The 12,697-nt window shown below is 42.9% G+C and carries 12 protein-coding genes; 5 read left to right on the plus strand and 7 right to left on the minus strand.

The genetic code is table 11. The features are described 5' to 3' along the window. The first annotated feature begins 32 nt into the window (after positions 1 to 32). Positions 33 to 1,445, plus strand: a complete 1,413-nt coding sequence (locus tag IT6_RS03665) for an alkaline phosphatase D family protein (protein WP_206827892.1) — start codon at positions 33 to 35, stop codon at positions 1,443 to 1,445. A 93-nt stretch (positions 1,446 to 1,538) separates the two neighbouring features. Then, positions 1,539 to 2,156 carry an MIP/aquaporin family protein gene (locus IT6_RS03670; RefSeq protein WP_206827894.1) on the plus strand — a complete coding sequence of 206 codons (618 nt, stop codon included), beginning with the start codon at positions 1,539 to 1,541 and terminating at the stop codon, positions 2,154 to 2,156. Here the strand turns inward: IT6_RS03670 and IT6_RS03675 are convergent. The 6 genes from IT6_RS03675 to IT6_RS03700 form a co-directional block, all read right to left on the minus strand. Next, entirely contained in the window at positions 2,153 to 2,770 is a 618-nt protein-coding gene (locus IT6_RS03675; RefSeq protein ID WP_206827896.1) for a hypothetical protein, read from the minus strand. The two genes, IT6_RS03670 and IT6_RS03675, sit on opposite strands and share 4 nt — an antisense overlap. Further along, positions 2,767 to 4,176, minus strand: coding sequence for a selenium-binding protein SBP56-related protein (locus tag IT6_RS03680; protein WP_206827898.1), 1,410 nt, complete (start codon positions 4,174 to 4,176; stop codon positions 2,767 to 2,769). Before IT6_RS03680 ends, IT6_RS03675 begins: the two co-directional genes overlap by 4 nt. Positions 4,177 to 4,341: 165 nt before the next feature. Continuing rightward, positions 4,342 to 5,754, minus strand: coding sequence for a bifunctional 2-methylcitrate dehydratase/aconitate hydratase (locus IT6_RS03685; RefSeq protein ID WP_206827906.1), 1,413 nt, complete (start codon positions 5,752 to 5,754; stop codon positions 4,342 to 4,344). A 53-nt stretch (positions 5,755 to 5,807) separates the two neighbouring features. After that, on the minus strand, positions 5,808 to 6,497 hold the full coding sequence (rpe, locus tag IT6_RS03690; RefSeq protein ID WP_134439423.1) for a ribulose-phosphate 3-epimerase: 690 nt from the start codon (positions 6,495 to 6,497) through the stop codon (positions 5,808 to 5,810). 62 nt (positions 6,498 to 6,559) lie between these two features. Then, positions 6,560 to 7,624 (minus strand): NADH:flavin oxidoreductase/NADH oxidase, encoded by a 1,065-nt coding sequence (locus tag IT6_RS03695; protein ID WP_206827908.1) that lies wholly within the window; start codon positions 7,622 to 7,624, stop codon positions 6,560 to 6,562. A gap of 44 nt (positions 7,625 to 7,668) precedes the next feature. Further along, on the minus strand, positions 7,669 to 8,403 hold the full coding sequence (locus IT6_RS03700) for a hypothetical protein (RefSeq protein WP_242524319.1): 735 nt from the start codon (positions 8,401 to 8,403) through the stop codon (positions 7,669 to 7,671). A gap of 88 nt (positions 8,404 to 8,491) precedes the next feature. On the opposite strand from IT6_RS03700, the gene IT6_RS03705 reads away from it, so the two are divergent. The 3 genes from IT6_RS03705 (at position 8,492) to IT6_RS03715 (ending at position 11,825) form a co-directional block, all read left to right on the plus strand. After that, entirely contained in the window at positions 8,492 to 9,580 is a 1,089-nt protein-coding gene (locus IT6_RS03705) for a pyridoxal-phosphate-dependent aminotransferase family protein (RefSeq protein WP_134439420.1), read from the plus strand. Between the two features lie 141 nt (positions 9,581 to 9,721). Then, positions 9,722 to 10,393 (plus strand): response regulator transcription factor, encoded by a 672-nt coding sequence (locus IT6_RS03710; RefSeq protein WP_134439419.1) that lies wholly within the window; start codon positions 9,722 to 9,724, stop codon positions 10,391 to 10,393. A gap of 28 nt (positions 10,394 to 10,421) precedes the next feature. Then, positions 10,422 to 11,825, plus strand: a complete 1,404-nt coding sequence (locus tag IT6_RS03715) for a sensor histidine kinase (RefSeq protein ID WP_206827910.1) — start codon at positions 10,422 to 10,424, stop codon at positions 11,823 to 11,825. On the opposite strand, the gene gpmA is transcribed toward IT6_RS03715, so the two are convergent. Further along, the gene (gene gpmA / locus IT6_RS03720) at positions 11,818 to 12,564 is read right to left on the minus strand and encodes a 2,3-diphosphoglycerate-dependent phosphoglycerate mutase (protein ID WP_206827912.1); all 747 of its coding nucleotides are present in this window, start codon (positions 12,562 to 12,564) and stop codon (positions 11,818 to 11,820) included. The genes IT6_RS03715 and gpmA overlap by 8 nt on opposite strands. Positions 12,565 to 12,697 lie beyond the last annotated feature (133 nt).

A 12,697-nucleotide genomic window follows, 5' to 3' on the forward strand; every position in this document is an offset into this window, starting at 1 on the left:
AAAACCTAACCGTTTTCTTATTTTGTCCAGGCATGAGTCTTTCTTTGAGAGTTGCAGCCATTGGTCTCTTTTTTTCTTTTTCCCTATATTTGTTGGGAGAAAAGGTTGAAGGCAATTTTTTTCCCTATGGGGTTGCAAGTGGAGATCCTACGTCTAATAGCGTGATTATCTGGAGCAGGATAGAAAGCGCTTTGCCTTCGCTGAATGTCAACTACGAAATGGCCTTGGATCCCTCATTTAAACAAATGATTAAAAAGGGGACGGTTAATACTTCTCTAGAGAGGGATTACACCCTAAAAACAGATGTTCAAGGACTTGAGCCGGCCACAATCTATTATTACCGCTGGTCATGGAATGGCCATTATAGCCCAACAGGAAGAACAAAAACTCTACCCCTACAAGCTAAAAGTATTCGGATAGCCCTGGCCAGTTGCCAGCATTACGGCGCAGGGTTCTATACCGCTTATCGGTATATAGCGCAAGATAATCCCGATTTCATTCTTCATGTGGGAGATTGGATCTACGAGTTTCCTGTTTATGCTACCACTTGTGCAAGACCCGATCCAGTGGGTATAGCTGTAGATCTTAATTCATACCGGGCAAAACATAGGCTCTATCGGACCGATCCAGATCTCCAGGAAGCCCTAAGGAATATTCCTCTCATTGCTATCTGGGACGATCATGAAGTTCAGAACGACTACGCAGGTACTGCCCTTTACTTCTATAACCGAGAAAGGATGAGAGCGGCTTACACCGCTTACTTCGAATATCTCCCAGTAAGGGAACAGAAAGAATGGAAACTTTACCGCTCTTTTAAAATTGGAAATCTTTTGGAACTTTTTCTTACCGATGGGAGGCAATACAGGGAAGAAGATATCGGGCATCCGGCCACCCACCCTTCTTTGGAAGATCTTCTCCAAGTTTCGGCTCCTGGACGATCCATGCTTGGAGCAGAGCAAAGAAACTGGCTCTTACATTCTTTAAAATCAACTCAAAGCTTATGGAAATTCGTCGCCAGCGGTGACATGATGATGGAGATCAAGCGGGATGGCAAACCTTTGAATCTGGATCAATGGGATGGATTCGAATGGGAAAGAAAGCAAATTTTAAGCTCTATCCAGCAAAACAAGATCAAGAACGTAGTCGTTTTGAGTGGTGACAGCCACATTTTTAGTTTTGGTAAGCTCATTATTGACGGAGAGCAGGTCGCTACCGAAATTGGTACCGCAGGCATATCATCTCCTGCTGGGAAAATTGCAGACAAAGAAGAGTTACTCAAACAGAATCCTCACGTTATCTTTACAGATACCGATCATAGAGGCTATGTTCTTCTTGATATATCCTCTGAAGGAATCGATGTTTGCTTTTATGGACTCGATACCGTCCTGAACCCTGAAGCACAAAGAATACTTCTCAAGAAATTCCATATCCCTGTCTCCCCTTAACTGGTAAAAAAAATTTTTATTGAAAATCAAAAAAACCAGTTAAACTTTCATACCTTTATAACTCTTTCAGAACTTTTTATTTTGCATACTCTTATGAACAAGACTATCACCGAATTTATTGGCACTTTTTTTCTCGTTTTAACCATTGGTTGCACGGTCATAGGGGGTGTGGCGATGGCTCCGCTCGCTATCGGTTCAGTCCTTATGGTAATGATTTTTGCAGGAGGACATATCTCTGGAGGACATTATAATCCGGCGGTTACCTTGGGGGTTTGGCTACGTGGTCGCTGTCCCACCCAGGATGTTATGCCTTACATGATCTCCCAATTTTTGGGTGCTCTTGGTGGAGCAGTGCTCGTAAAACTTTTTAGAAAGGCTCCTCTCTCTGCCTTATCTATAGACTACTTTCCGGCATTCATGGCTGAATTTCTTTTTAGTTTTGCTCTTGTGTATGTAGTCCTTAATGTGGCCACAGCCAAGGGGACAGCGGGTAACTCTTTCTATGGTCTTGCAATCGGTATGACATTAATGGCGGGAGCTTTTGCTGTTGGAGATATCTCGGGAGCGGTATTTAATCCCGCGGTCGCCCTGGCTATCTCCATACTTGGTCTCTGTTCTTACAAAAACTTGTGGCTTTATTTAATCGCCGATTTCCTTGGTGGGGCATTAGCGGCAGGAATTTTTAAAACTATCAACCGCTCAGATCATTAGCCTAAGGCTATACCCATTGCAGCTAAAAAAAGGGAAATCGACCAAAGGATGTCAAAATTTATCCATTTCTTATAAAAGAACTGCAAAAGATCAGCACGAAAAACAACAGTAGCGATTAAAAATATGGCTAAAAAATACCCAAGGGAATGAACAACGGAGGGATAAAGAAATAACTTGAATGAGCCTCCCTGCATAGACCAGGGGAAAAAGGGTTTTCCGCAGAAAGAAGATCCTGCAAAAACCATCAATCCTGCTCCATGAGCGGAGGCCATAAGAAAAGACCAGTATACAAGATCCATTATTCCCACGTTCATCCCTACCCAATTGGGATGTCTGGCTCTAAAAAGCCAATAAAATCCAAAACCAAAAAGAGCTATCCCAGATAATCCTTTAACCCAAAACGGGGAAAGAGCTTTTCCTAAAAGGACAAAAATGCCGCAAGTAAACAAAACAGCCAGGAAATGTCCGACAAGGAGTGCACCTACCGCTCTAGGAATCCAAGAAAAACTGTTATGCTGGAGGGCTAAAGCCACTGCAAAAAGCCAACCCATAGCTGGATTGAGCCCATGAAAAAGACCTAACCCCAAATAAAAACCCAGAGCTTCAATACTCATGGAAAACAAAAAGAATCAGTCGAAGAATCTCCTCCTTGAAGCCTGACTTGATGCGGTCTCAACCCGGCAAACTCGATAAAGAAATCCTTTTCAAATTCAAAACTTTTGGGGGTTGATTGAATTTTAACCATCCAGCCCTCGATACCCGAAGGATAAAATTGTTCATCCCAAGCCCAGTAGAGGGAATTAGTGAGATAGATGCGTTTGCCATCACGGCTAACTTCGACCATCTGAGGTCCTCCATTGAGAGCTTTCTGCGGATTTTTTGGATGAGAATACTGAAAACCAATACCCCCTATTTTAAGACAACCTACCAGCTCAGGATTATAAGGATCAGCTACCTCGTATTTTCGAAGTTCTCCTGTTCCCCAGCAGGACACATAAAGATATTTATCGTCCAACGATAAGTCGATATCCGTGATAAGAGGGGGAACTTTACCGAAGGGTTTTAACAAAGTGGGAAGCTTTTCTTGCTCAACAGATATAGCGGGAATTTCGATCACTTTTTTTATCTGCCATCCACTGTTGTCTCTAAACCATAACCAGACTGAAGCTGAAAGATCTTTCCTGGAAATAACAACCCCTGCAAAACCATACGATTTTCTAGGGTCGTGGGCAGGCCTAAGCTCAAGTGCCATCTGGTTATCCTCCCCGAGATCGAGGACTTGCAAATGTTTTCGTTTTCTCATATCCCACAAATGAAGCCTATGCCCATATTTTCCCTCCATGAGCAGTGAACCGACCACACCCTGTTCTACCATAGGAGGTGTGCCCCATTCGCTGCTTATCAGGATGTCCTGGTTAATATGCCACCAAAAATCATAAGCGTAATACTGTGGCCCTCTGTCTATTTCCCACATACCCAAGGGATCAAAAGAAAAATGATCCAGGATAAAAATCCCTCCAGGCCCTTCTCCTTTGTCGTTACCCAAAGCACTCACATAAATACCTTCAGGTCCACAGTGCACGGTGTGAGGCCGGGAATAGCCGGTCCGCTTCTTAAGAACCTCAGGTTCAATAATTTTCGTGATCTCTGGAAACAGAGGATTTGGTTTAGTATCTATGACGTAAATCCGAGAAGATCTTAACCCAGGAACCACCAGGTATCTCCTTTCAAGATGGGGATGGGGTGACTGTGGACAAAGTGAACTGCTGCAAGCATTCCATCCAAAATGATGCAGTTCATCTCCTGGATAAGGCATTTCCAACTGACTGACGATCTGCCCATAGGTTTTTGAATCCGGGTCAAGATCAACAACCGCTAAAATATCGCCTCGGGGGTTTTCTAGGGATCCATTAGACTGTGCAGCGGGGTTCAAAGCAACCACATAAGCGAGTTTTTCTGGAGGAGATTCCATCGCTACCCTAGCTGAAGGATAAAAGGTTGGATCAATTGTCCATCTCATAGACTTTTTTGGTTAATATAAGAGTAATTAGGGTAAAATATATTTTCTGCAAAAACAGTAAAGATATTTTCTTTATCCTTAGTTTCCCCTTTATGTTAGAGAGAGTTCATGGTCAAGGCTTCTGAGTAAGCATAGGGGTAAGCGGTCAATATTATTGATTAAACCCTAAAGGTTGGGAACAAAAAGCGAGCATAACTGCGTAACGCTTTGGGTAAGGAACTTTTCTTTTTCAGAAAAGAGCTCAAGGATCTGTTTTTTTTTGTCAGCAGAAAAAAGCTCATCCAGGGAATATTCTATTTTCTTGGGCAAAACATTCCGGAACTCTGTCCTTCTGCGAGGATGACCCAAGGGAAAAATCACCTCTTTTTTATCGGTCGAAGAACCATCTTCGAAAAAAACCTGTATAGCGTTAGGAACCGCCATTTTTTCTGGATCATAATAAGCTGAAGTGTAGGTTTTATCTTCAATAGTAACCATTTTTCTCCTTAAGTTATCAATCCGCGGATCAGCAGCAACGTCATTTTCATAGGAGCCTTGGGTTACTTGTCCAAATAGCAAAGCGATAGCAACAATATATTCAAGACAGTGATCCCGATCAGCTGGGTTAGATAAGGGTCCCTGCTTATGAATGATCCGTATAGCGGGCAACTGGGTATGAATTTCTATCCGCTGGATCTTCTCAAGCTTAGCTAAGACCTCGTCTCGAAGGGCTAAAGCTGCTTCGATAGCACTTTGAGAGTGATACTCCGCCGGATAAGCTTTAAAGAGCACATTTTTCATGACGTAATCTGAAAGCGGCCGATCGAGTACAACTTGCGTTCCTCTTAAAAAGGCATCGGGAAATCCCCATTGAGGTTGAGAAAGTACATTTGGATAAGCCATTTCCCCTCTTAATGCAATAAAAGCAAGCCATACCGCTCTGCGCACGGCATCAGCCGCTGCCCAAGATTTTCTCCAACCCGTAACCGGAGCATGTCGATAAATTCTTAGTGGAGCTCCATCCACAAAACTGTTGGACAAAGCACTCATGACCTCTTGTTCCCCTCCTCCAAGGATGGCAGAGGCCACGGCTGCTGAAGCAACTCGAACAAAAACCACATGATCTAGCCCAAACCGGTTTAGAGAGTTTTTCAAAGAAAGCACTCCCTGAATTTCATGGGCTTTAATCATCCATTCAAGAATTCTTAACCCACTTATTTTTTCTTTCTCCCTTTTTTCCCTATACTGGGCACAGGCCAGTATGGCTCCCAAGTTATCAGATGGATGACCCCATTCTTGGGCAAGCCAGGCATCATTGTAATCAAGCCAACGAAGAGCACAGCTGATAGCAAAAGCCGCATCCAAGGGATGAGCTCGCAAGGTTGTTCCAGGAATAAGACAGCTAAACTTCTCTGACGGTTCATCAAACAAGGGAGTCAGCCTAAGCCGACATTCTTCGGATTTAACTCCAAGAAATAGGCAAGCAAGAGAATCCCAGAAACAAAGATAAGCATTATCAAGGGCATCCTGGCTCAGTTCCTTATTAGATAGAACATAGCTACAAATCTCATTTAAAACCTGCTCTCCTTCTTTTTCCATAATTTTAGCTCATCTTAGATATTTATCCTTTAGTCCTTTTTTTCCCTCTTTTTTTAGCAGAAAGCCTCCTCTATACTTTCCCTGAGCTTAAGAACATTTTCTTTAACTTTGCCTTTGAAAACAGCCGAGCCCGCTACCAGCACATCCGCTCCTGCTCGAACAATTTCAGCGGCATTAGAAGGTTTTACCCCTCCATCGATTTCAAGCCAGGCTTTAGAATCTATCCGGTCAAGCATCTCCCTGAGCCTAGAAACTTTCTCTGTACTTGTAGGAATATAATCCTGACCTCCAAACCCCGGGTTGACGGACATTACCAAAAAGAGATCGGCATAGGTAAGTATTTCTTCAAGACTCACAAGAGGGGTAGCAGGATTCAACGTAACGCCAGCCTTAACTCCCAGGTCATGAATCAGTTGAACCGTTCGATGCAGATGAGGACATGTTTCTACGTGAACCGTGATGATGTCAGCCCCAGCGCGCACAAAATCGGGAATGTAACGATCGGGATTTTCAATCATTAAATGGACGTCAAGGGTTGTTCCCGTAGCTTTCTTTAAAGGAACCAAAGCTTCAACGATCAAAGGTCCGATTGTTATGTTGGGGACAAAATGGCCATCCATTACGTCAATATGAAGCCAGTCAGCTCCCGCATCCAATGCCTCCTTTGCATGGACTTCGAGACGTGCAAAATCAGCAGATAAAATCGAAGGAGCTATCTTAATATCTCTACGAATGCTTTTCATGCTTACCTATTATCATTATTCTTTATATGATCTGACAACCAAATTTTCTCATTTAAGCATACTTACGAAGTCCACGCCCGCAAATATTGAAGAGGCCATGGACCTTTGACCCTCAAGGTTTTCGCCGCTTTCAATACCCAGTAAGGATCCCTGAGAAGCTCTCGGGCTAAAAATACACAATCAGCCTTTTCTTGAGAAATGATCGCTTCAGCCTGCCAAGGATCAGTAATCAGTCCAACCGCTGCGGTCTTGATCCCGACTTTTCTCCGGATAGCTTCAGCAAAAGGAACTTGGTAACCTGGCCTAACGGGTAGCGCTACATTAAGAAGTCCTCCACTGGAACAATCGATAAGATCGATACCGATTTCCTTAAGCCGAAACGAAAAAGCAATCGATTGTTCCAGGTCCCATCCTCCCTTCACCCAGTCGGTAGCCGAAATACGGACAAACAGGGGCAACTCTTCGGGCCACTGGGACCTTACAGCTTTAGCTACAATAAGAGGAAATCTCATCCGATTTTCTAGACTTCCACCAAACTCGTCACTGCGCCTATTTGACAGGGGTGAAAGAAACTCATGGAGGAGATAACCATGAGCCATGTGGATTTCTAAAACCTGGAAACCCGCTTTGCGTGCTCTATGAGTCGCTCGGACAAAATCTTCTTCAACTTTGTGGATCTCCTTACGACTCATCTCTACGGGTATTGGAGAAAGAGAATCAAAAGGAATAGGACTGGGAGCCATAGGAATCCAGCCATTTTTTTCTGGAGGCAAAGGAGCTCCCCCTAGCCATGGCTTATCAGTAGAAGCTTTTCTACCCGCATGACCTATCTGGATACCTACGACTGCTCCCTGCTTAGTTACAAAATCCACAATAGGAATAAACCGATCGATATGAGCATCTGTCCAAATACCGGAATCATAGGGGGTAATTCTTCCTTCAGGGCTAACAGCAGTAGCCTCAACCATGACAAGGGCCACTCCTCCCACAGCACGTGATCCCAAGTGCACCAGATGCCAATGGTTGACATATCCCTTCTCTGCCGAATACATGCACATCGGGGAGAGAAATATCCTATTTTTAAACTGCACGGACCGGACCCTAAAAGACTCAAAGAGTTTGCTCATCGACTTTTCTCGGGAAACTTTAAATTTTTAAATTTGATTTCTATCTATTCGTTTTTACCCATAGGCTGGGGCAATTCGAAATTTTTCATCGAAATGATTTGCCGGGCATGAACTTGTCCAAGAATATACTTTAACCGATACTCAAGATCGAAAAAAGAGGGCAAATGCCCAAAAAGACCCTTTTCTGCGCTCGCATGATAATGGATCTCAAGCTTATCCACAACAGCAATAAACCAAGCCATCTCAACAGGCTTAGGTAATCGGCCTTCGACACAAAGCACAGAATAGTCCTCTTTACTAATCCACATTTTACCCTGGATAGCATTGATCAATTTTTCTATTTTCGATTGATAGGGCTGGTTGGGTTTGGGGTCGAAACGGATAATGTAGGAAGGAAGTCCATGCCATCTGCTCATCCCCTCATAACTGATAGCAAACCGAGGAACAAGGTTTTTTAGCGATAGATAATCTGAAACCATGTTAGCCGCCTGTGCCTTTTGAATATCCTGGGTGCTTAACTTGCGCATCGCTAGGGTTCCCGTTTGAGGGTCAGCCGATAGAAGAAAACCTTCACCCGGTTTCACTAAAAATTGTAAGCTGTTGGTTTTCAAAGGATTGCCGGAAGAATCCAGTTTTTGGATTTCTACCTTTTCTTGATACTGCAAAGCCAACATCGCTTTGGTCATGAGCTCGTTCTGATAAATAGCTCTCTTAAGAATTTCGTCTAGGGGAAGAGAACTAAACTCCTTGTTCGACTCTGAATGAGAAGGATAAACCAAAGGCCAGAAAAAAACCCATAACCAGATTAATCCTCTTAGAAAGATAACGAAAAGTTGATTTTTTTTGCAATAAAGATATGCTGAGAGAATGTCTAAGCACATAAAACTTTTTATTCCTGGTCCTACAGAGGTATCTAAAAAAACTTTAGAGGCTTTTGCAAGCCCAATGATTGGACACAGAAGCAAAGAGTTTCAAGCTCTTTATCGTGATGTTCAGCCTTCTCTCCAACAACTTTTCTATACCCAAAGACCGGTATTCTTTAGTACCAGTTCCGCGTGGGGGGTAATGGAAGGAGCTCTGAGAAACCTTGTTCAGAAAAAAGTGCTTTGTTGCATGAATGGTGCCTTTTCTGACAAATGGTTTGATGTGGCCATACGCTGTGGCAAAGAAGCTGAAAAACTTCAATATCCCTGGGGGATACCTGTTGATCCGACCGATTTAAAAAACCGGCTCAAGACCGGGGAGTTTGATGCAGTAACGGTCATTCACAATGAGACTTCTACGGGGATGATGAATCCGCTATTTGAAATCGCCGGGGTAATGAGAGAATTTCCGGAAGTCTCTTTTATTGTTGATTGTGTCTCTTCTTTTAGCGTTCTTAAAATACCCTTTGATGAACTGGGGATCGATGTAATGCTTACGGGAACTCAAAAAGCACTCGCCTTGCCTCCTGGTGGAGCTCTTTTTGCCGTATCTCAAAGGGCAATGACCAAGGCTGAAAAGACTCCTGCAAGGGGCTACTACTTCGATTTTCTTGAATTTCAAAAGAATCATGAAAAGGATATGACCCCAAGCACCCCTTCTATTAGCCTGTTTTACGCTCTCAAAAGCAAGCTTTCCGAAATATTCAATGAAGGGGTAGAAAACCGATACCATAGGCATTTAACTATGGCTCAGATGACCAGGCGATGGGCCACCGAAAGGGGATTTGAGCTTTTCCCTCAAAAGGGGTACGAATCTGTTTCCTTAAGCTGTATTAAAAACAACCTCGGAATAGATATACCCAGCTGGATTCAGCTTCTTAAAAACCGCTTTGCTGTAACGATTGATGGGGGATATGGAAAAATCAAAGGCCAGACTTTTAGGATTTCTCACATGGGAGATGAAACCCCTGAAACTATCGGGAAACTGTTGGAAAACCTGGATGAATGCTTACAAGAAGTAAAGAAGCATTAGAGTATGGGGGTATTGAAAGTTAAAAGAGTCTAGCAGTAGGTCTTGAGCTGAGAAGATCCCTCGCAAAAAGCCTTTCCTTTTGAGTAATTGATTCTTTCCAAGAAGCCTTTTCCATTCTATTGTTGGAAAAGACAAGAGGGCATGCGAATTTTAATTGTCGAAGACGAATTAAAGATCGCTCGGTTCATATCGCGGGCCCTGGAAGAAGAAGGTTTTGTTGTCGACAGTTGCAATCGTGGAGATGAAGCTTTGTTGCAACTATTAACTACTCCTTATGATGCCGCTGTCTTAGACATTATGCTTCCTGGTCCTGATGGACTTAGTATTCTGCGGTCTTTGAGAGACAGGGGGATTCATATTCCTATTCTTTTGTTAAGTGCAAGAGGAGAAACCCGAGACAAAATTGAAGGGCTAAATAGCGGTGCGGATGACTACCTTCCAAAACCCTTTTCAATGGATGAGCTGATAGCTAGACTCAGGGCGCTTATCCGAAGAACTGCAGGCATAGGCCTTTCTGTTTATAAGGTAGGCAACTTGACACTGAACCTTGTCACAAGAGAGGTTTATCGCGGTCAAAAAAAAATAGATCTCACAGTCAGGGAATTTTCAATCCTTGAGTTACTGATGAGGACACCAGGAAGGGTTTTCACCCGGACCCAAATCTGTGAACATGTCTGGAACTATCACTTCGATCCAGGAACCAATCTTGTCGATGTGTATATCCAAAAGCTCCGTAAAAAGATCGATGAATGTGAAGAACAAAAATTGATACAAACTGTTAGAGGGGTAGGTTACAAGATTGAAGCTCCTTGATAACAGGGGACTAAAAGAGTTTTTTTAAATGAAAAACCTCCCTTTGCGTTGGAAAATAGCCTTTTGGACAGCATTTCTAGTTGCTGTTGCTCTGCTTTCTTCTGGAATGGTTACCGGAATTGTACTTTACAGAGAACTCGTAGAAAGCACAGATCGGGAATTAAAATCAGACTCTCTGGAATTTTTTAACCTCCTGGCAGAAAAACAAAACCGTTCTTTAAGTGCTTCAAAAAGTCTGTCCCAGGACTTTGAGAACTTTGAAGAAAGCTCGATCATGGAGTTCTCTACCGCTGAAAGCATCCCTCTTTACAAATCCCCTCTTCTTAAGGAAAAAGAGCTTTTTGCAGGCCACCCTACAGATAGTTTTTTCTACGAGAAACTTGATCGCGGTCTTTACCGTATTTTTTATACCCAAAAAAACGGTTATCGGCTAGCCCTTGGGAAAAACATGGCTTCCCTTTATGAAATTCTTACCGAAGCTTCTCATGCTTATCTGCTTGCTTTCCCCTTCGCCCTGCTTCTTTCTACTTTGGGAGGATGGTGGATATCTCGAAAGGCTCTTTTGCCTATCCGCAATCTGACTTCAGCCCTCGAACAGATCAGGGCTTCAGCTCTTCACCGCAGAATTTCTATTCCTGCTCAAGATCCAGATCTCAAAAGGCTTGTCAGTATTCTTAATGAAATGCTAGCTCGGCTTGAAGAGGCCTTTCAAAGAGAAATTCGATTAACTGCCGATGCTTCCCATGAACTCAAAACTCCACTGACTATTCTCAAAAACGAGCTTGAGACTGCTCTTCAGCGATCGGATACAGATCTTCAAACCGAAAAAACATTTCTCAACCTTTACGAACAGGTTCAAACCCTAAATTCCCTTACCCAGACCCTTCTTTTCCTTTCCAATCTTGATCGGGACAACGCCTTCCTCAAACCAGCACCAATAGCCATTTCGCAAGTTCTCAACGAGATTGTTGAAGATGTAGCCATTGTGGCTTCTTCCAAAGAAATAACCATTAAAAAAGAGCTGACAGAAGTGGGTTACCTGTATGCCGATGAGGATCTCCTCCGCAGGCTTTTATGGAACATTTTTGACAATGCGATTCAACATAATATTTCTGGAGGCATTATAGAGGTAAAGCTAAAACCAAAACCCCCTGACAGCTGTCTTATCCAGGTGAGCAACAGTGGTCCTATCGTAGCTGAAGAAGAAAGGAAAAAAATTTTCGAAAGATTCTACCGTGGGAAAAACGCAACCGAAAAAGCCACTGCAGGCCATGGACTAGGTTTAAATCTCTGTAAAGAAATTGTCAGCGCTCACAAAGGAGAAATTAGCTATGATGTCGATGAAAGAGGACTCAACCAGCTTACAGTGGTATTTCCCCTTAGTGTAAATTCTTTTCTCAGCACAAAAAAAGCAAAGGACCTTCTTAGCTAATCGCTTTACCTTGGGCGGCTACTTTGTACTGGGCTTGTTTTATTTCCTCAATGTCTCCTAGGTAATAGGAAGAGAGCTTTTTACCCCGCTCATCAATGTCATAAACTAGGGGAAAGCCAGTGGGTATATTAAGCCCCACAATCTCTTCATCACTGATACCTTCAATATATTTTATTAAAGCCCGGATACTGTTCCCATGGGCAGAAATCAATACCTTTTTACCAGAAAGGATCTCAGGGAAAATCTTTTCTTTCCAGTAAGGCACGGTTCTTTGGAGGGTATCTTTTAAACTTTCAGCCGAAGGGATCTCTTCAGGAGACAAATCCCGGTAGCGTGGGTCAAAACGAGGATGAGAGGGATCGTTAATATCCAGTTTGGGGGGAGCAATATCGTAGCTTCTACGCCATAAAAGGACCTGCTTTTCTCCATACTTCTTGGCCATTTCCGACTTGTTTAATCCTTGAAGAGCCCCATAATGCCTTTCGTTAAGACGCCAACTTTTTTCCACCGGAATCCACATCAGGTCCATTTCATCTAGGACAATCCATAAGGTACGAATTGCCCGTTTCAATAAAGAACTAAAAGCGAGGTCAAATTCAAACCCCGCTTCTTTAAGAAGTTTAGCTGCATTTTCCGCCTCTTCCTTGCCACGACTCGAAAGGTCCACATCAGTCCAGCCAGTAAACCGGTTTTGCCTATTCCAAATACTTTCACCATGACGAAGGAAAACTACTCTCATGTGCTTTACTATGATTCAGAAAAGACAAAAAAGAAAAATTAATTTTTTTTCATCTAAACTATTCTTTTTTCTTTAACTTACTGATTCATGTTTTTCATCTAAGAGAAAAATATTAAAAAGAAAAATGGACTTC

The sequence above is a fragment of the Methylacidiphilum caldifontis genome (assembly GCF_017310505.1).
GTDB lineage: Bacteria > Verrucomicrobiota > Verrucomicrobiia > Methylacidiphilales > Methylacidiphilaceae > Methylacidiphilum > Methylacidiphilum caldifontis.